Genomic DNA, 18,842 nt, shown 5'->3' on the forward strand with positions numbered 1-18,842 from the left:
GCATCCGGGGAGCAGGAGACAGGGCGATGAAACTCGACGATATGCGCGCATCCGACAATGTCGACGATCGTCGCGGCGAAGGCGGTGGTTTCGGCGGCGGTGGCGGCGGCGGAGGCTTCCCGGGTGGACGAGGCGGCATCGGCCTGGGCGGCCTGGTGATCGTGGCCGCGCTCTATTTCCTCGTCGGCCCCGAAGCGGCCTTCAATGCCCTGCAGGGCCTCAGCGGCGGAGGCGAGCCGCAGGTCCAGGAACAGCAGCAGCCACGCCCCTCCAGCCAGGCAGGCGGCGCCAACGACGCTTCGGGAACCTTCGTGCGCAAGATTCTGGGCTCGACCGAAGATACCTGGACCAAGCTGTTCCAGGAACAGGTCCGGGGCAAGAGCTACCAGCCGACCCAGCTGGTGCTGTTCAGCGGCGTAACGCGTTCGGCCTGCGGCACGGCGCAATCGGCCATGGGCCCGTTCTATTGCCCGAATGACAAGAAGGTCTATCTCGACACGGAATTCTTCGACGAGATGCGCAACCGCTTCAACGCCTGCCCGGCCGGCCAGGGCGCCTGCGCCTTCGCGCAGGCCTATGTGATCGCGCATGAAGTCGGCCACCACGTGCAGGACGAACTCGGCCTCCTGCGCGAAGGCGGGGCCGGGGCCGGCGGCGCTTCGGTGCGCCAGGAACTGCAGGCCGATTGCCTGGCCGGCGTCTGGGCCAACCGTACCCAGCAGGATTTCAAGTTCATCGAACAGGGCGACATCGAAGGCGCGCTGCAGACTGCCCAGGCCATCGGCGACGACATGCTGCAGAAGAAGATGCAGGGCTATGTCGTGCCCGACAGCTTCACCCATGGCACGGCTGCCCAGCGCCAGCGCTGGTTCGTTACCGGCCTGAAGAGCGGCCAGATCCGCTCCTGCGACACCTCCGGCGCCATCTGAGGGGAATACTTCACTCCCTTGTCATTGAGGTCGCGCAGCCCCTCACCGTACCTCTCCCCGTAAGAACGGGGCGAGGGGACTTTGACGTCGAGTTTATGCCGAAAACCTCTCATCTCGCCCAACGGTGGGGCGAGATGAGAGCTCCGAAGATCAATCGCAACACTTGCGCCTCCTCGCCCCGTTCTTACGGGGAGAGGTACGGTGAGGGGCAGCATCGCCCACGTAAACTCATTCGATTTCAGGCGGCATGCAAAGATTCAGGTCAGAAAACGAGGACCCATCCTCCCGTTCAGGCCGGCAGGCCTCCGAGTTCGGAAAGCCTGACAGGACGCCCCGATTTCATGCTGGCAACAGCCGCCGCCCCGCACAGCATCGACATCGCGCCGGCCAGCGCGCCGGCGCGCTGGCCGAGCGGATCGGTCATGCCGGGGCGCAGCAGCATGTCGCGCAGGCGGTCGTCGCCGCCGAAATGCCCGCCGCCGGCATGTGGCACGCTGATCCGCTCGACGTCGCCGAAATTGCGCATCAGCAGGATCTCGTCATGGTCGGGCGTCTCGAAGGCCTGGCGCTCATATTGGCGGACCTCGATGCGCCCCTTGGTACCGTTGAAGGCCAGGTGATAGCCCTCGATCGGCATGAAGGTGTTGAGGGAATAGGACACGATCACCTCGTTCTCGAAGCGCAGCATCGCCGTCATGGTATCGGCGATGTCGATGTCCTCGCGATAGACGCAGCCATCGCGCACATAGCCGTCCTCGGCTGACGGGTCCTCGTAGAGCATGGTCAGCCAGGGATCCTTGCTCATGTCGAAATAGAAATCGCAATCCTGGGCATGGACGCAAGTCTGGCAACGCTCCCCGCGGAACGGCCCGTTGCGGCCGTAATTGCGCTGGGTACCGAAGGCCGAGACCTCGCGAGGCACCGAGTCCAGATACCAGTTGAGCAGATCGAAATGATGGGTGGCCTTGTGCACGAACAGGCTGCCCGAATGGGCTTCCTTGGCGTGCCAGCGCCGGAAATAATCGGCACCATGCTGGGTGTCGAGATACCAATGGAAATCGACCGAGGTCACGGTGCCCACCGCCTCCTCGCGCAGCAACTGCTTGATGCGGGCGGCCGTGGGCGCGAAGCGATAGTTGAAGGTCACGTCGACAGGCCGGCCGGTGCGTGCCTCGGCTTCGAGGATGCGCCGGCACTTTTCCGGCGTGGTGGTCATCGGCTTTTCGGTGATTACCCGGCAGCCCGCCTCGAGCGCCTTGACGATGATCTCGTCATGGGTGTCGTCACGGCTGCAGACGATGACGATCTCCGGCTTCACGCTCGCCAGCATCTCGTCGACGTCGGTGTAGACGGGCGCATTGGTGCCGATCGCGGTGCGCGCGGCCGTGGCCCGCATCTCGTTGACGTCGCAGATCGCCACGAACTCGGCCCGGTCCCGCCAGCCTTGCAGCAATTCCTTGCCCCACATGCCCGCGCCGCGATGACCGGTGCCGACCAGGGCCACCCGATGCCGCTCGGCCCCTTCCTCATGTCTCGTCGCTTGCATCGTCATAGCGTTTCCTCATGCGGTTCTGGCTGTTGACGGCGTCCGGGAACGGGATCTTTCTCCGGGGCGCTCAGACGAAATAATCGGGATATTGCACCCTCAACCGGTCGATGTCGGGAACCACGGCGCTCAGATGGGCCTTCATGGCCCTGCTGGCCACCTCGACGTCGCGGCGGGCGATGGCATCACGGATGAAGCTGTGCTCGGCGATGACCTGATGCATCCGGCCCGCCACCGGCAGGGTCAACCGCCGAGCCCGGTCCATCTGGACCTTGATCTGGCGCAGCAGGCGCGGAATGCTGGGATAGCCGGCGATCTGGGCAATGGCCTGATGAAAGGCTTCGTCCGCCTCGTGAAAGGCATCCTTGTCGCCGAGATCGGCCAGCAGGCGCTGGCGCGCCAGGATGGCGTCGATCGTGGCGATATCGGCTTGCGTGGCGATCTCGATCAGGCGCCGCACCGCCGTGTCCTCCAGGGACTGGCGGATCACCACCGCCTCCGGAATAGCGGCCACCGGCACCCGCGAGACGAAGGTTCCCGATTGCGGGAAGATATCGACCAGGCCGTCCTCTGCCAGGCGGATCAGGGCCTCGCGCACCGGCGTCTTGCTCACGCCGAAACGCTGGGTCAGCGCCTTCTCCTGCAAAGGCGTGCCGGGCACCAGGCGCATGCCGAGGATTGCCTCGCGCAGATCGTCATAGATCAGGGTCGCCGTGGTGACGCGCGGCCGCCTCGGGCGAACGCCGGACTGCGCCGCCTTGCCTCGCGCCGTCAGGATTTCCAGCGAATGGCTCGTGTCCTGGCTCTCCATGGCCCCGGCCTGATGCGACCTCTCGCGGCATCGCGATGATCAGATTTTGACACACTAGTATCTTAGTGTTAAAGCCTCCGTCAAGAGGAGACGCCAACCAGAACAGGGCCGAGCCCCGCATGGCACTTCATCCAGACAGGCTTTTGCCGATCGAACCGGACGCCAGGGCCATTGCGCGCCGCCTCTATGGGCAGGTGGCAGGCCTGCCGATCCTCTCCCCGCATGGTCATACCGACCCCAACTGGTATGCTGAGGATGCGGCCTTCCCCGACCCTGCCACCCTGTTCGTCAAGCCGGACCACTACATCACCCGCATGCTCTATTCGCAGGGCGTGCGGCTGGAAGCGCTCGGCATTCCCAGCCGCGATGGGACTGATGTCGAAGCCGACGGCCGCAAGATCTGGCGGCTGTTCGCGGACCATTGGTACCTGTTTCGGGGCACGCCGAGCCGCTTGTGGTTCGAGCATTCGCTGGAGAGCGGCTTCGACATCACCGAGCGCCTGGCACCCGGCAATGCCGACCGCCTTTACGACGAGATCGCGACCGCGCTGCAACGGCCGGAATTCCGCCCGCGCGCGCTCTATGACCGCTTCAATATCGAGGCGATCTCCACCACGGACAGCGCCACCGACGCCTTGAAGGCCCATCAGGCCATTCGTGCCTCCGGCTGGAAGGGACGTGTCCTGCCGGCCTATCGCCCCGATGCCGTCGTCGACGCCGACCGCGCCGATTTCCGCAGCCAGGTTCGCCATCTCCTCGATCTCACCGGACAGCCAGCCACATGGGACGGCTATCTGATGGCGCATCGCGAACGCCGCGCCTTCTTCAAGTCGCTGGGGGCGACCTCGACCGATCACGGTCACCCCAGCGCCCGCACGGCCGATCTCGACAGGGCCGATGCTACGGCACTGTTCGCTCGTCTGCTTGCCGGCCCAGCCTCCGCCGCCGATGCCGAGTTGTTCCGGGCGCAGATGCTCACCGAAATGGCACGGATGAGCCTCGACGACGGGCTCGTGCTGCAGCTCCATCCCGGCTCCCATCGCAACCACAATCCGGCGCTGTTCACCCGTTTCGGTCCCGATGTCGGTGCCGATATTCCGAGGCAAACCAGCTATGTCGAGGCGCTGAAGCCTCTGCTGGACGCCGTCGGCAACGAGCCCGGTCTCACCATCGTGCTCTTCACCCTGGACGAGACGGCCTTCAGTCGGGAACTAGCGCCCCTCGCCGGCCATTATCCGGCGCTCAGGCTCGGGCCGCCCTGGTGGTTCCTCGACAGCCCGGAGGGCATGCGCCGCTTCCGTGAACTCGCGACCGAGACGGCAGGCTTCTACAACACGGTCGGCTTCAACGACGATACCAGGGCCTATCTGTCGATCCCGGCTCGCCACGACATGGCTCGCCGCGTCGACTGTGCCTTCCTCGCCCGGCTGGTCGCCGATCATCGCCTGGAGGAGGACGAGGCCGCCGAGATAGCCGTGGACCTTGCCTATAACCTCGCCAAGCGCGCCTACAAACTCTGACATTGCATGCCGTAGCGGCGCGTAATGTCACGTAACGTCATATCGATATCGAAACGCACGAGTACAAAGACAAGAACGCAGAAAAACCGGCCTTCGAGCAACCAAACGGACCGGAAAAGGGGGGAAGCCATGAGTGCCCATCTCGTCAGTCGTCGTGCCATGCTGGGAGCCGGATGCGGATTTGCCGCCTCCATCACGCTGGGCAGCCCGGTCCGGGCCCAGGACAAGCAACTGAGGGTATTCTGGTGGGGCTCGCAGGAGCGGGCCGACCGCACCAACAAGGCAGTGGATGCCTTCCGGGCGGCCAACGCCGGCATCGACACCAAGACCGAATTCACCGGATGGAGCGACTACTGGCCCCGTCTCGCCACGCGCGTCGCCGGGCGCAATGCGCCGGACCTGGTGCAGATGGACTACCGCTACATGTTCGAATATGCCCGCCGCGGCGCCATCGTGCCGCTCGACCAGTATCTGGGCAACCTTCTCGACATCGCCGATTTCGGAAAGACCAATCTGGGGTCCTGCAGCGTCGACGGCAAGCTCTACGGCATCAATCTGGGGGTCAATTCCTCCGCCATGGCCTATGACGCGGCGGCCTGGCAGGAAACAGGCGTCGAGCCGCCGAAATTCGGCACGAGCTGGGAGGAATTCGCCAGCAAATGCGAAGCTTTCGGCAAGGCCAACAAACGCAAGAAATTCTACGCTTCCGTCGACGCCAGCGGCCTCGAACCGGCTTTTGAGCTCTGGCTGCGTCAGCGCGGCAAGGCGCTTTATGACGACAAGGGCTCGGTCGCCTTCGACGCCAAGGACGCGGCCGACTGGTTCAAGCTGTGGGGAGCCCTGCGCGATTCCGGCGGCTGCGTCACCGCCGACATCCAGGCCCTCGACAAGCTCACGCTGGAGACCTCGCCGCTAGCCCTCGGCTATGCCGCTGCCAGCTTCCTGCATTCCAACCAGTTCATCGGCGCCCAGCAGCTCAGCAAGGCCAAACTGTCGATCACGGCCTATCCCGTGATGACCGGTGGCAAGCCCGGCCACTATCTCAAGCCCTCGCAGATGTGGTCGATCTCCTCGGACGCCAAGGCACCGGAGCTTGCCGTCAAGCTGGCCAATTTCACTGTGCATGATCCCGCCGGCGTCAAGATCCTCGGCGTGGAACGAGGGGTGCCCGCCTCCCCCGCCATGCGCGACCTTGCGGCCGCCTCGCTCGACGATGTCAGCAGGCAGATGGTCGATTATGTCGGCAAGCTCGATCCCTATGTCGGGCCCCTGCCGCCCTCCCCGCCCAAGGGAGCCGGCGAGATCTCCTTCGTGCTGCAGCGTATCAGCCAGGAAGTCGCTTTCGGGTCGACGCCGGAACAAGGGGGCGAGCAGTTCGTCACGGAAGCCGAGTCGATCCTCAAACGGGGTTGAGTGCCATGCCCCCGACCACTCTGGCCTCGACGACACTGGCCCACCCCAGCGAGATCTCCGAAAGCTGGCTGCGGCAGGCCCTGCGCCGCAATAGTGCCGGCTATCTGTTCCTGGCTCCCTGGCTGATCGGCTTTCTCGGCCTCACCCTGGGGCCGGCTCTGGCTTCGCTCTATCTGTCCTTCACCGATTACGACCTGCTGCAGAGCCCGCAATTCGTCGGCCCCGCCAACTATGTGCGCATCGCCACCGCCGATCCGAAATTCGCGGCGGCGATGAAGGTGACCTTCACCTATGTGATCCTGTCGGTGCCGCTCAAGCTGATCTTCGCCCTCGCTTTGGCCATGGCCTTCAATCGCGGCATCAGGGGGCTTCCGCTCTATCGCGCCATTTTCTACCTGCCCTCGCTGCTCGGCGCTTCCGTTGCGATCGCGGTGCTGTGGCGCCAGCTCTTTGCCGCCGACGGCCTCGTCAATTCCCTCCTTGCCCTCGCCGGCATCGACGGGCCGAGTTGGATCTCCAATCCGCGCTATGCGCTCTATACACTGGTAGCGCTCTCGGTCTGGCAGTTCGGCTCGCCGATGATCATCTTCCTGGCGGGCCTGCGCCAGATTCCGCAGGACATGTACGAGGCAGCCAGCTTGGACGGCGCCTCCAAGGCCCGGCAATTCTTCAAGATCACGCTGCCGCTGCTCACCCCGGTGGTGTTCTTCAACTTCGTCATCCAGACCATCGAGGCCTTCAAGGCCTTCACGCCCGCCTTCATCATCTCCGAGGGCAATGGCGGCCCGATCAACTCGACCCTGTTCTACACGCTCTATCTCTACCAGGAAGCCTTCGGCTTCTTCCGCATGGGCTATGCCTCGGCACTGGCCTGGATCCTGGTGCTGATCATCGCCTTCTTCACCGCTTTCTCCTTCCTGACCGCGCGCTATTGGGTGCATTACGATGACTGATGCCGCCGCCATGCACGCGCCGGAACGATCAGTCCTGCGCTCCGCCCTGATCCACGCCGCCCTGATCGCCGCCTCCTTCGTGATGCTCTACCCCCTGCTCTGGATGCTGGCGGGCTCGGTGCGGCCGGCCGACGACATCTTCGGCGGCCAGACCTCGCTGATCCCCTCCCAGGTCTCGATCCGGGCCTATGAAACCGGCTGGTTCGGCCTGCAGGTCAGCTTCGGCACCTTCTTCCTCAACTCGCTGGCCATTTCCGTGCTGGCGACCATCGGCAATGTCATGGCCGCCTCGCTGACGGCCTATGCCTTCGCGCGGCTCCAGTTCTTCGGCAAGAGCTTCTGGTTCGCGCTGATGCTGGGCACACTGATGCTGCCCTATCACGTCACCCTCATTCCCCAATATGTGCTGTTCCTGAACATCGGCTGGGTCAACACCTGGCTGCCGCTGGTGGTGCCCAAATTCCTCGCGGTCGATGCCTTCTTCATCTTCCTGATGGTGCAGTTCTTCCGCGGCCTGCCGCGCGAGCTCGACGAGGCCGCGATGATGGATGGCTGCAGCGCCTGGCGCATCTACTGGAAAATCGTGCTGCCGCTTTCCGTTCCCGTGCTCGCCACCGCTGCGATCTTCTCCTTCATCTGGACCTGGGAGGACTTCTTCGGGCCGCTGATCTATCTGGGCGACATCCACACCTACACCGTGCAGCTCGGCCTGCGCTCGCTGGTCGATGCCAGCGGCACCTCCGACTGGGGCGCCCTGTTCGCCATGTCGGTGCTCTCCCTGATCCCGATCTTCCTGGTCTTCCTGTTCTTCCAGCGCCTTCTGATCGAAGGCATCGCCACCACCGGCATGAAACGCTGACGCCACACTTTTGCGGAAAATTGATATGAGACCTTTGAAATTCGCCGTCATCGGCATCAACCACGACCATATCCACGGCCAGATCAGGGCACTCAGGCAGGCAGGTGCCGTCTGCACCGGCTTTCATGCCGCCGAGGACGATCTCGCCACCGCCTTTGCCGCGGCCTATCCTGACATCCCGTGCGTTGCCGAAGCGGACAGGCTCTATGAGGACCCTGCGATCGACGTCATCGTCACCGCCGCCATTCCGGGTGACCGCGCCGACATCGCCATCACGGCCATGCGCCACGGCAAGGACGTGCTTTTGGACAAGCCGGGCATGACCAGCCTCGACCAGCTCGAAAGCGTGCGCCTGGTTCAGGCCGAAACCGGGCGCATTTTCTCCATCCTCTATTCGGAACATTTCGAGGTGCCCGCCACCGTCAAGGCCGGCGAACTGGTGGCCTCCGGCGCCATCGGCGAGGTCGTGACCATGACCGGTCTCGGCCCGCATCGCCTGCGCAAGCCCCAGCGGCCAGGCTGGTTCTTCGAGCGCGAGCGCTATGGCGGTATCCTCGTCGATATCGGCGCCCACCAGTTCGAGCAGTTCCTGTTCTTCACCGGTGCCGAGGATGCCGACATCCTCTCGGCCGCCGTCGGCAATCGTGCCAATGCCGACAAGCCGGGCCTGCAGGATATCGGCGATGTCCACCTGCGCACTCCCGGGGGTGTCACCGGCTATATCCGCGTCGACTGGTTCACGCCGGACGGCCTGCCGGTGTGGGGCGATGGGCGGCTCTTCATCACCGGCACGCATGGCACCATCGAACTGCGCAAATATGTCGACGTCGCCGGCCGGCCCGGCGGAGACCATCTCTTCTTGACCGACCGCAAGGGCATGCAGCATATCGATTGCTCGGCGGTCGAGCTCCCCTTCGGGCGGCAGTTCATCGCCGATGTCTTCGAGCGCACCGAGACGGCCATGCCGCAGGCCCGTTGCTTCAAGGCGATGGAACTCGCCCTCAGGGCCCAGCAGCACGCCGAGGAGGCCGCGTGATGGGCGAGATCAAATCCGTCGCCGTGGTCGGGCTGAACATCGGCCGCTCCCACATCGCCGAGGCCTATGCCGCCCGCCCCGAACGCTGGCGGCTCGCCGCCGTCTGCGACCGCAACCAGGAGCGCCTCGATGCGGTGGCCGACGAATTCTCGGCCGAGAGCCGCACGCTGCATTTCGACGAACTTCTCAAGCGCGACGATATCGACGTGATCGACATCGCCACGCCGCCAGCCACCCATTTCGAGCTGGTCAGCCGCGCCCTGGCGGCCGGCAAGCATGTCGTCTGCGAGAAACCGCTGGTCGGCTCGCTGCATGAGGCCGACCTGCTCGCCAATGCACAGGCCCAGAGCGGGCAGATGCTGATGCCGATCTTCCAGTACCGTTTCGGCGAGGGCGTGCAGAAGGCCAGGCGCGTCATCGAGGCGGGGCTGGCGGGCAAGCCCTATCTCGGCACGGTGGAAACCCATTGGAAGCGCACGCCCGATTACTATGCCGTCTATTGGCGCGGCAAATGGGACACAGAACTCGGCGGCGTGCTGATGACCCATGCCATCCACCAGCACGACATGATGACCTACCTGATGGGCCCGGTACGGCGGCTGTTCGCACGGGCGACGACACGGGTCAACGCCATCGAGGTGGAGGATTGCGTCTCTTCCTCCTGGGAAATGGAAAATGGCGCGCTGGTAGCCGCCAGCGCCACTTTGGGCTCGCAGAACGAGATTTCGCGACTGCGCCTTTGCTTCGAAAACGTCACCTTCGAGAGCGGCGGCGAGGCCTATTCGCCGGGCGACGAACCCTGGACCATCCTGCCGGCGAACGAGGCCGTGGCCGCCGATATCAAGGATCTCGTCGCCGACCTGCCCCCGGTCGGCCGCCGCTTCCTCGGGCAGATGGATGCTTTCCATGAGGCTCTGCATGGCCGGGGCCCGGTGCCGGTCACGGTCGATGATGCGCGCCGGGCGCTGGAACTGGCGACCGCCTTCTATCACTCCGCCCAGACCGGCAGCGACGTCGACCTGCCGATCGGCCCGGATCATCCGAAATATCGCGGTTGGTGGCCTTAGAGAACCGCCCGCAAATGAGGACGTGTCATCCCCTTCCCGGGGTCTACGACCCCGCCGGGGATGACAGTCCCTTGGGTTCAATCAAGTGCGAATGGTTTGTAGGGAGGACGGCATGGCGACCAGCATCAGGCTCGACAAGGTGGTGAAGCGCTATGGTTCGCTGGACGTCATCCACGGCGTCGACCTCGTCATCGAACCGGGCGAGTTCACGGTGTTCGTCGGCCCATCCGGTTGCGGCAAGTCCACCCTCCTGCGCATGATCGCCGGGCTCGAGCCGATCTCGGGCGGCGACCTCCTCATCGACGGCGAGCGCATGAACAATGTGCCGGCCTCGCGCCGGGGCATCGCCATGGTGTTCCAGTCCTATGCTCTCTACCCCCACATGACGGTGTACAAGAACCTCGCCTTCGGCCTGGAAACCGCCGGCTACAAGCGGGCCGAGATCGAGACGCGGGTGCACCATGCCGCCCGGATCCTCAAGATCGAGAATTATCTGCAGCGCCGCCCCAAGGCCCTGTCCGGCGGGCAGCGCCAGCGCGTCGCCATCGGGCGGGCCATCGTGCGCGAACCGCGCATCTTCCTGTTCGACGAGCCGCTCTCCAATCTCGACGCGGAACTGCGCGTGCAGATGCGCGTGGAGATCGCCAAGCTGCACCAGGACCTCGGCAACACCATGATCTATGTCACCCACGACCAGGTCGAGGCGATGACGATGGCCGACAAGATCGTGGTGCTGCGCGACGGCGTGGTGATGCAGGTCGGTGCACCGCTCGACCTCTACAACGCACCGGCCAACCAGTTCGTGGCCGGCTTCATCGGCTCGCCCAAGATGAACTTCCTGGCCGGCCGCCTGACCGGGACCGGCGATGCGATCGAAGTCGCCGGGCAATCGGTTCGCCTCGGCGCGCCGCTGCCGGGCGCGGCGGCAACGGCGCCCGTCACTTTCGGCGTCCGCCCCGAGCATATCCTGGTCGGCGGCGAGGCCGGCGAGCCGCTCGGCGAGGTCAAGGTCCATCTGGTCGAGCATCTCGGTGGCGAGACGGTGCTCTATGCGACCACCACGGGCGGCGAGAACCTGACCATTTCAGCCCCCGGCCAGCTGCGGGTCCGCCATGGCGAAACCGTGCCGCTACGCGCCGACCCCGCCCTCTGCCATGTCTTCGACAGCGGTGGAGCTTCGCTGCGGCGCTAGATTCGCTGGGACCGCCGGCTTCCGGCCGGCTCTTCCTTTCCGCACGTGCGACGGTTCCAAGAGCCGGCTGGAAGCCGGCGGTCCCAGGAGCGCCTGCCTCACCGCACCGTCCCCACTCCACCCGTAAAAGCACGCGCGCGCAAGGCATGAGTCCCCAAGCGCCCCCCCGCCAGCAGCGCCTTGCGCGGCGCCAGCATGGCCTGCTTCCGTCTGCGGCTACGCGACAGCTTGAGCACGATTTCGCAGAGCCTTGCGCGCCAGCCATAATCGTCGACAGCGCCACGAAACAGCATCGCAACCGGCCGGTCGTTCGCTCTTTGCAATCGCTGCATCATCACGCCGGCTTCGCGGAACCAATCGCTTTCCAGCCGGACGCCCGGCGCCATCACCAGCACCCAGTCGCTGCGGGCAGCCTCCAGCCCGGCCCTGGCATCGCCCTCGACAATGACACAACCGACCGCGTCGGCGACCAGCCGCGTGCCCTGCGACGGCCCGGATTCCGCTACCACCACCACCTCGCGCACAAAGCCATCCGCCGCCGCCGGGACAAGGGCAGCCAGCGTTTCCGCCAGCGCGACTTCCTGGCCGTTTGCGGCGATGACGACACTGATCATGGCAAGTCTGGTCCGACTGGAACGGTCACTTTTTTCAAAGGTCCGCATATCATGCACCACCGCCCGACGTGAGGGGCGCGAAGGCGCGATCCTGCTCAAATGATTGGCATTTTGGTTTCGCTTGCCCGGATGTTCTCTTTTTGTTCTAATGAGAACAGAGAAATTTGATTCGCGGAGGCGGCCATGGGCGTGCCGATAAGCAAGGTCTCTCTCACCGATGCGGTGCCGGTGGGCACGACCGTGGTCGACATCGAGCGACGGCGGGGGCGCGGCGCCGGCTCCAATGCCAGCGGGCGCTTCGAGGGGCTGTCGCGCTTCATCGAGGATGACGGCTGGAACTCGATCGAGGAATTGCCGACCCTGCGCACCGAAATCCAGGAGGAGCAGGCCCGCAAGATCATCACCTTCAACGACTCGCCGGACATTTCCTTCGACCGTTCGATCAACCCCTATCGCGGTTGCGAGCATGGCTGCGTCTATTGCTTCGCCCGGCCGACGCACGCGCATATGGGCCTCTCGCCGGGGCTCGACTTCGAGACCAAGCTGTTCGCCAAGCCGAATGCCGCTTCTCTCTTGGAAAAGGAGTTGTCGGCGAAGAACTACCAGCCGCGCACCATCGCGATGGGCACCAATACCGATCCCTATCAGCCGATCGAGCGCCAGCGCGGCATCACTCGTTCCATCCTGGAGGTTCTCGATAGAACCAGCCATCCGGTCGGCATCGTCACCAAATCGGGCCTGATCACGCGCGACATCGACATTCTCGCGCGTCTTGCCCGGCGTGGCCTCGTCAAGGTCGCTTTGTCGGTAACCACCCTCGACGCCAAGCTGTCCCGCTCGCTCGAACCGCGCGCGGCCACGCCGTCCCTGCGGCTGAAGGCCATGCGCCAATTGGCCGATGCCGGCATTCCCGTAACGGTGATGGTGGCGCCGATCATCCCCAAGATCAACGATGCCGAGATCGAGCGCATCCTCGAGGCGGCCCGTGCGGCTGGTGCCCGCGAGGCGGGTTACGTCATGCTGCGCCTGCCGCTGGAAATTTCGGGCCTGATGCGCGATTGGCTCAACGAGCATCGCCCCGATGCCATGAACCATGTCTTCTCGCTGATGCGCTCGAGCCGCGACGGCAAGGACTATGATTCACGCTGGGGCCTGCGCATGTCCGGCACCGGGCCCTATGCCTGGATGATCGGCCGGCGCTTCGAACTGGCAGCCGCGCGGCTCGGCATCAACGCCAGGCGGCTGAAACTGCGCACCGACCTGTTCACCCGCCCGGTGCGGATGGGCGAACAATTGGCGCTGTTCTGATCAGGCCACTCTTTCGTCCATCGGTCGCGTTGCCCGCCATCTGGCCAGCGGGCGGCAATCATCCCTTGCTGTTGCCGAACCAGGACGAGCGTTGCGGCTTGGCCGGGGCAGAAGAAGGCTCGCTCACGGTGGGGCCGGGCAATTCGCTCACCGGTGTCAGGGTGGCCGAGGCCCAGAAGGAATTGCCGGCCAAGGCGTGCTCGGCGAGCTTTCGATAGGTCGCCAGGCGACGATCGATCCGCTCGCCGATGTCATAGGCGGCGAGTTCCTGGGGTGTCGGGTCACGACCGACTTCCTTCTTGAACGCCACCAGCCAGTCACGCTTGTTCTGCATGGAAAGGGAGAACGCGAGGAGGCCGACGACATCCTCCTCGTCATGCACCAGACGATCGAAAACATTGTCGGAGGCCAGGCCGGCCTTGGCCGGAGCCGGAGTTGATGCCACTTCGCTCTTGGGTTGATGGTCCTGAGAAGGCGCAACTGCCTCGATATCGGTCACGTTCTTTTGCATTCCACCTCGCCCTGCAACAAACGCTATCTGCCCAGACGCCAGCTACCGTCGTCGGCAACATGCCGTGAAATATTGCGGCTCAACTTGACACGGCAGAGATACAAAGCAAGTCACGATTTGTATCGGTACAGCTTCGAACCATCCTCCGCGCTGGACCTGTCGGCGGGAATCTTCTAACGCCAGTTCATGACAAAACTTCTTCTCGCTGGCGTCGACGAGGCTGGCCGGGGACCGCTGGCCGGCCCGGTTTCGGCAGCCGCGGTCATCCTTGATCCTGACAGAGTGCCCGTCGGCCTGGCCGATTCCAAGGTCATCACCGCAGCACGGCGCGAGGAACTCTATCAGGAGATCATGGCGTCGGCGCTTTCGGTGTCGGTTGCCTTCTCGAGCCCGGCTTTGATCGACCGGCTCAACATCCGCGGCGCCACGCTCGACGCCATGCGGCGGGCGGTCAGGGGCCTGTCCCTGCGCCCCTCGTCGGTGGAGATCGACGGCAAGGACGTGCCGCACGGCCTGCAGCTTCCAGCCCGCGCCATCGTCGATGGCGACGCCTTGGTGCCGGCCATCTCCGCCGCCTCGATCATCGCCAAGGTCACCCGCGACCGCCTGATGATCAAGCTCGCGGCCACCTACCCGCTCTATGGCTTCGAGCGTCATATGGGCTACGGTACCGCCGAACATACCGCCGCCATCGACACGCACGGCCCCTGTCCGCACCACCGCCTGACATTCGGCAGGCTCAAGGCTTATCGGGTTTGAAGAGGAGGGACAGCGCGTCCCCCTTATCCGGCTGCCGCCACCTTCTCCCGCAAGGGGAGAAGGGATTTCATCGGGCTCGCTTTTGCCACATCCGGCCGCTTCAACATCGCGCGGCCTGTCCCACAAAGGCTCCTTCTCCCCTTGCGGGTGCCGTCAACTCCCTTGAGTTGACTAGAGGTCCCGGCAGGGGGATGAGAGGTGCAACACCTCCTACGGCGCAATCACGCCCTTGCGGAAGATGAAGCAGCCATAGAAGCGACGCTCGCCGGTGGCGATTACGCAATAGGCCTTCTTGGCGTGTTCGTAGAATTCCATGCGCTCGATCGAGGTCATCGGCCAGGACTTGCCTTCCGCCTTGTCGATGGCCGCCTGCACCTCCTGCTGGACCGCCGGGATTTCGTCAGGCGAACCGACGATCTCCATGCGGCGGGCCGAGTCGTCGACGAAAGTATCCAGCGGCACGACCGACAGCACGGCCTCGACCGCCCGCGCCGCCGTCACGCCGTCGATGCGCAGGAGATCGCCCAGCACCGTCTCGCGGGCAACCGAATCGGCCGGGAAATTGGTGTCGCAGATCACCAGCGTATCGCCGTGCCCCATCGCCCTGAGGGCATAGAGCACATCGGCATTCAGCAACGGATCGATGTTCTTGAGCATGGTGTTTTCCTATTTTGCGATCTGCGCAGGCTTGGTCTGCATGAGTTTGGCCTGCAGGATGACGACGACCAGCAGGAAGGCGCCGCGCACCACCGACTGCCAATAGGCCGAGAGCGAGATCCAGCCCATGCCGTTCTCGAAATTGAGGATGGTGTAGATCAGGCCAAGCAGCAAGGCCCCGGCCAGCGTGCCGCCGATCGAGCCCTTGCCGCCCGTCAGCAGCGTGCCGCCCACCACCACCGAGGCAATGGCGATCAGCTCCCAGCCAATGCCTTCGATCGGCTGCCCCGCCCCGAATTGCGAGGCCAGGATCACGCCAGCCATGCCGGCCGTCACGCCGGAGATCACATAAACAGCGAAGATGGTGCGGTTGACCGGCAAACCCATCAGACGGGAGGCTTCCGTGCCGCCGCCGACCGCCAGCACGTGCCGGCCGAAGGAGGTGGAGTTCAGGGTCACCGCCCCTACGATATAGGCCGCCAAGGCGATCCAGGCGGGCGTCGGGAAACTCAGGATGAAGCCGAGAATGTTGGCCGCAATGCCGGCATTTTCGGCATCCACCCATTCGGGCCTGACGAAACTGAACAGATCGCCCTGCCCGAGCACGGTGAAGGCGGTATCGTAGGAAGCCGAAACCGACTGGTTGTTGGCCAGCAGCAAGGCTGTTCCCTGCGCCGCCAGCATGGTCGCCAGCGTGGCGATGAAAGGCAGTATCTTCAAACGGGTGATGATCAGAGCGTTGATGAGGCCGACGATCGCACCCGCCGCAAGCCCGCCGGCCGCACCGGCGAGGAGACCATAGGAGCTGAGATAGGCGGAGACCACGCTCGCCAGCGCCGCGGTGGTGCCGACCGACAGGTCGATGCCGCCGGTCATGATCACGAAGCACATGCCGAGGGCCACCAGCATGAACATCGAGTTGTAGCGCAGCACCGTCTGGATGTTGTAGGTGCCGAGGAAGCCGTCATAGCGCCAGGCGCCGAAGGCCGCGAGCAGCACGAGGGCGAGCAGGACGCCGATCACCGGCGTGAACTGGAATTTCTTCATCACGCCGTTCCCTGCCGCTGGAGCCAGACGGCGAGCACGATCAGCACCGCCTTGGCAATGAGGGCCGCCGCATCCGGCACGCCGTTGGCAAGCAAGGTATAGCGCACCAGCTGGATGATCAGGGCTCCGAACAGGGTGCCGACGATGGTGGCCCGGCCGCCCGAAAGCAGGGTGCCGCCCACCGCCACCGCGGCGATGGCATCGAGTTCCTTGCCCATGCCGATCAGATTGGCATCGGCCGCCGAATTCATGGCGATCTCGATGAGGCCGGCGATGCCGGCGCACAGCCCGCAGATGAAATAGACCAGCACCTTGACCCGAGCCGCCGGCACGCCGGCGAGCCGGGCCGCCGATTCATTGCCGCCGACCGCCAGGACCTGGCGGCCGAAGACGGTGCCCTTGAGCACATAGGCGGCCGCGATCACCAGAACAGCCATGATCCAGACCTGGAACGGCAATCCCAGCACCTTGCCGAGCGCGATCGCCTGGAATTCAGGGACCTTGAAGACCTGCAGGTCGCCATTGGTGGAGACCTGGGCAAGCCCCCTGCCCGCGATGAACAGGATCAGCGTCGCGATGATCGGCTGGATGTTGTAGCGCGTGATCAGCCAGCCATTGAACAGGCCGAACAGGCCGGCCACCAGCACCGGAATAACGATACCGAAGGCGATCGCGACATAGAGGCTGGGAAAATCCACGAGCTTGCCGGTGAAGATCATCGGCGACAGCGCACCGGCGATCGCCATCAGCGAGCCGACCGACAGGTCGATGCCGCCGGTCGCGATCACCAGCGTCATGCCGATGCCGACGATCACGATGGTGCAGACCTGGGTGAGGTTGAGCAGCAAGGTCTGGGTGGTGGCAAAATTGGGGGTGACGGCGAAATTGAAGCCGATCAGAAGCAGCAGCGCGATGAAGACACCGTAGCGCTGCAGGAACGCAGGAACGTCACGCATGGCCGGGTTTTCCGTGGGCTGGCGTTCCAGTCTCTTCGGCGACAGGGCTGGCGCCGTGGGCCATGGCGGCCATGATGCTGTCCTCGCTGATATCGGGCGGACGCAGTTCCGCCACGCTCAAGCCGTCGCGCAGCACGAAGACGCGGGTCGCTGCCTCGATGATTTCCTCAAGTTCGGACGAAATCACCAGCACGCCGAGGCCCTCGGCGGAAAAGCGCCGGATCAGGTTGAGAATTTCCGCCTTGGCACCGACATCGATGCCGCGGGTGGGTTCATCCAGAATGAGAAGTTTGGGATTCATGCACAGCCAGCGAGCGAGCAGGACCTTTTGCTGGTTGCCGCCGGACAATTCGCGGATCTTCTGATCCGGGCTCGAGCATTTGATGCCGATTTCCTTGATGAAGCGCTCGACGATCCGCCTCTGCTCGGCCAGGTCGAAGCGGCCGGAGCGAGAGAGGGCAGGCATCAGCGCAAGAGTGAGATTGTCGGCAACCGACATGTCGGGAATGATGCCCTCGACCTTGCGATCCTCCGAGCAGAAACCCATGCCGGCCTTGATGGCCTCGGCGGGCGAACGGAAATCCGTCCTGGCGCCGCCGAAGGCGATCTCTCCCTTGGCCCGGCGATCGGCGGCAAAGATGGCGCGAGCGGTCTCGGTCCGCCCCGAACCGAGCAGGCCGGCCAGTCCGACAATCTCGCCCTTGTCGATCGAAAGCGTAGCGTCGCTCACCCGCCGACCGACCGCAAGCGAACGCACGCCGAGCAATTCCTCCCGGCGTGACGGCGCTTCGTCGCGCTCGGCGGCGGTGGGGCCGGCCATTACCTCGGCCAGGGCTCTGCCAAGCATGGTGGTGACCAGAGTGAGCTTGGGCATCTCCTGCATGGCCGAAACGGCGACCGTGCGCCCATCCCGCATGATGGTCACCCGGTCGCAGACCGCATAGAGCTCGTCGAGCTTGTGCGTGACGAACAGCACCGAGACCCCATCGCTCTTCAATTGCCGGATGGTGCGCAGCAGCACCGCCACTTCGGCCTCGTCGAGGGAGGAGGTCGGCTCGTCCATGATCACCAGGCGGGCCTTGAAGGATACCGCGCGAGCGATCGCCACCATCTGCTGGATGGCGGTGGGGAAGCCCCCCAAGGGTTGGGTAACGTCGATATTGACGTCGAAACGGGCCAGCAGTTCCCGCGCGCCGGCATTCATCGCTTTCCAGTCGATAAACAGGCCCGCACGCTTGGGCTCGCGACCGAGATAGATGTTCTCGGCAACCGAGCGATAGCCGATCAGGTTGAGTTCCTGGAAGATGGTGCTCACCCCCAGGCGCTGGGCCTGCTGCGGAGAGCTCGCCTGCCAGGGCGCCCCTCCAAAGGTGATCGCGCCGCCATCATGCGAATGGGCACCGTTGAGGATCTTGATCATGGTCGACTTGCCGGCCCCGTTCTGGCCGACCAAGGCCATGACCTCGGCAGGAGCAATCTCGAGGGTCGCGCCATGCAGGACTTTGACACCGCCAAAGCTCTTGGTGATGGCTTCCATGGAAAGAAGCGCAGACGATGCTGCCATTCGGTCTCCGGCTCATAATGGCGGCAAAACCCGCCTCTATCATTGTAAACAATCGAGCACAGACTCAATCTTTGTCATGTCCGGGCTCGATCCGGACATC

Annotated in this window: 17 protein-coding genes and 1 pseudogene; 10 read left to right on the forward strand and 8 right to left on the reverse strand. The window is 64.5% G+C overall.

Annotated elements, in window-relative coordinates:
- Positions 1-26 precede the first annotated feature (26 nt).
- Positions 27-929: a KPN_02809 family neutral zinc metallopeptidase gene (gene ypfJ / locus ACTJKX_RS14075; RefSeq protein WP_367626599.1), complete on the forward strand. Its 903-nt coding sequence runs from the start codon at positions 27-29 to the stop codon at positions 927-929.
- Positions 930-1,218: 289 nt separating this feature from the next.
- Here ypfJ and ACTJKX_RS14080 read toward each other — a convergent pair whose 3' ends face one another.
- Both ACTJKX_RS14080 and ACTJKX_RS14085 read right to left on the reverse strand, forming a co-directional pair.
- Positions 1,219-2,481, reverse strand: coding sequence for a Gfo/Idh/MocA family protein (locus ACTJKX_RS14080; protein ID WP_394311892.1), 1,263 nt, complete (start codon positions 2,479-2,481; stop codon positions 1,219-1,221).
- Positions 2,482-2,545: 64 nt separating this feature from the next.
- Entirely contained in the window at positions 2,546-3,286 is a 741-nt protein-coding gene (locus tag ACTJKX_RS14085; RefSeq protein WP_440725631.1) for a GntR family transcriptional regulator, read from the reverse strand.
- 119 nt (positions 3,287-3,405) lie between these two features.
- Between ACTJKX_RS14085 and uxaC the strand changes: the two genes are divergently transcribed.
- The 7 genes and pseudogenes from uxaC (at position 3,406) to ACTJKX_RS14120 (ending at position 11,326) form a co-directional block, all read left to right on the forward strand.
- On the forward strand, positions 3,406-4,806 hold the full coding sequence (gene uxaC, locus ACTJKX_RS14090; protein ID WP_440725632.1) for a glucuronate isomerase: 1,401 nt from the start codon (positions 3,406-3,408) through the stop codon (positions 4,804-4,806).
- A gap of 129 nt (positions 4,807-4,935) precedes the next feature.
- The gene (locus tag ACTJKX_RS14095) at positions 4,936-6,219 is read left to right on the forward strand and encodes an ABC transporter substrate-binding protein (RefSeq protein ID WP_311942193.1); all 1,284 of its coding nucleotides are present in this window, start codon (positions 4,936-4,938) and stop codon (positions 6,217-6,219) included.
- A gap of 89 nt (positions 6,220-6,308) precedes the next feature.
- A pseudogene (locus ACTJKX_RS14100) lies at positions 6,309-7,172 on the forward strand (carbohydrate ABC transporter permease); the annotation flags it as partial.
- A complete protein-coding gene (locus ACTJKX_RS14105) occupies positions 7,165-8,031 on the forward strand; it encodes a carbohydrate ABC transporter permease (RefSeq protein ID WP_440725633.1) in 867 nt (288 codons plus the stop codon). The pseudogene ACTJKX_RS14100 and the gene ACTJKX_RS14105, both read left to right, overlap by 8 nt.
- Positions 8,032-8,056: 25 nt before the next feature.
- Positions 8,057-9,067 (forward strand): Gfo/Idh/MocA family protein, encoded by a 1,011-nt coding sequence (locus tag ACTJKX_RS14110; RefSeq protein ID WP_440725634.1) that lies wholly within the window; start codon positions 8,057-8,059, stop codon positions 9,065-9,067.
- Complete coding sequence (locus tag ACTJKX_RS14115; protein WP_440725635.1) at positions 9,067-10,134, forward strand: Gfo/Idh/MocA family protein; 1,068 nt, start codon at positions 9,067-9,069, stop codon at positions 10,132-10,134. The genes ACTJKX_RS14110 and ACTJKX_RS14115 overlap by 1 nt, the downstream gene beginning before the upstream one ends.
- 112 nt (positions 10,135-10,246) lie before the next feature.
- Positions 10,247-11,326 carry an ABC transporter ATP-binding protein gene (locus tag ACTJKX_RS14120; protein ID WP_311942181.1) on the forward strand — a complete coding sequence of 360 codons (1,080 nt, stop codon included), beginning with the start codon at positions 10,247-10,249 and terminating at the stop codon, positions 11,324-11,326.
- Between the two features lie 98 nt (positions 11,327-11,424).
- On the opposite strand, the gene ACTJKX_RS14125 is transcribed toward ACTJKX_RS14120, so the two are convergent.
- Positions 11,425-11,940 carry a glycosyltransferase gene (locus tag ACTJKX_RS14125; RefSeq protein ID WP_394311878.1) on the reverse strand — a complete coding sequence of 172 codons (516 nt, stop codon included), beginning with the start codon at positions 11,938-11,940 and terminating at the stop codon, positions 11,425-11,427.
- 183 nt (positions 11,941-12,123) lie between these two features.
- Here ACTJKX_RS14125 and ACTJKX_RS14130 point away from each other — a divergent pair, with 183 nt between their 5' ends.
- The gene (locus tag ACTJKX_RS14130; RefSeq protein ID WP_394311877.1) at positions 12,124-13,248 is read left to right on the forward strand and encodes a PA0069 family radical SAM protein; all 1,125 of its coding nucleotides are present in this window, start codon (positions 12,124-12,126) and stop codon (positions 13,246-13,248) included.
- A gap of 58 nt (positions 13,249-13,306) precedes the next feature.
- On the opposite strand, the gene ACTJKX_RS14135 is transcribed toward ACTJKX_RS14130, so the two are convergent.
- Positions 13,307-13,759, reverse strand: a complete 453-nt coding sequence (locus ACTJKX_RS14135; RefSeq protein ID WP_311942170.1) for a hypothetical protein — start codon at positions 13,757-13,759, stop codon at positions 13,307-13,309.
- A gap of 186 nt (positions 13,760-13,945) precedes the next feature.
- Here ACTJKX_RS14135 and ACTJKX_RS14140 point away from each other — a divergent pair, with 186 nt between their 5' ends.
- Positions 13,946-14,518 (forward strand): ribonuclease HII, encoded by a 573-nt coding sequence (locus ACTJKX_RS14140; RefSeq protein ID WP_311942167.1) that lies wholly within the window; start codon positions 13,946-13,948, stop codon positions 14,516-14,518.
- A 210-nt stretch (positions 14,519-14,728) separates the two neighbouring features.
- On the opposite strand, the gene ACTJKX_RS14145 is transcribed toward ACTJKX_RS14140, so the two are convergent.
- From ACTJKX_RS14145 to ACTJKX_RS14160, 4 genes are read right to left on the reverse strand one after another with little or no spacing between them, the layout of a single operon-like run.
- On the reverse strand, positions 14,729-15,175 hold the full coding sequence (locus ACTJKX_RS14145; RefSeq protein WP_105862358.1) for an RbsD/FucU family protein: 447 nt from the start codon (positions 15,173-15,175) through the stop codon (positions 14,729-14,731).
- Positions 15,176-15,184: 9 nt separating this feature from the next.
- Complete coding sequence (locus ACTJKX_RS14150; RefSeq protein ID WP_394311876.1) at positions 15,185-16,222, reverse strand: ABC transporter permease; 1,038 nt, start codon at positions 16,220-16,222, stop codon at positions 15,185-15,187.
- A complete protein-coding gene (locus ACTJKX_RS14155) occupies positions 16,222-17,178 on the reverse strand; it encodes an ABC transporter permease (protein ID WP_311942157.1) in 957 nt (318 codons plus the stop codon). The genes ACTJKX_RS14150 and ACTJKX_RS14155 overlap by 1 nt, the downstream gene beginning before the upstream one ends.
- Positions 17,171-18,742, reverse strand: coding sequence for a sugar ABC transporter ATP-binding protein (locus tag ACTJKX_RS14160; RefSeq protein ID WP_440725636.1), 1,572 nt, complete (start codon positions 18,740-18,742; stop codon positions 17,171-17,173). Before ACTJKX_RS14160 ends, ACTJKX_RS14155 begins: the two co-directional genes overlap by 8 nt.
- Positions 18,743-18,842: the final 100 nt, after the last annotated feature.

This window comes from Labrys sp. 22185 (genome assembly GCF_052045555.1).
GTDB lineage: Bacteria > Pseudomonadota > Alphaproteobacteria > Rhizobiales > Labraceae > Labrys > Labrys neptuniae.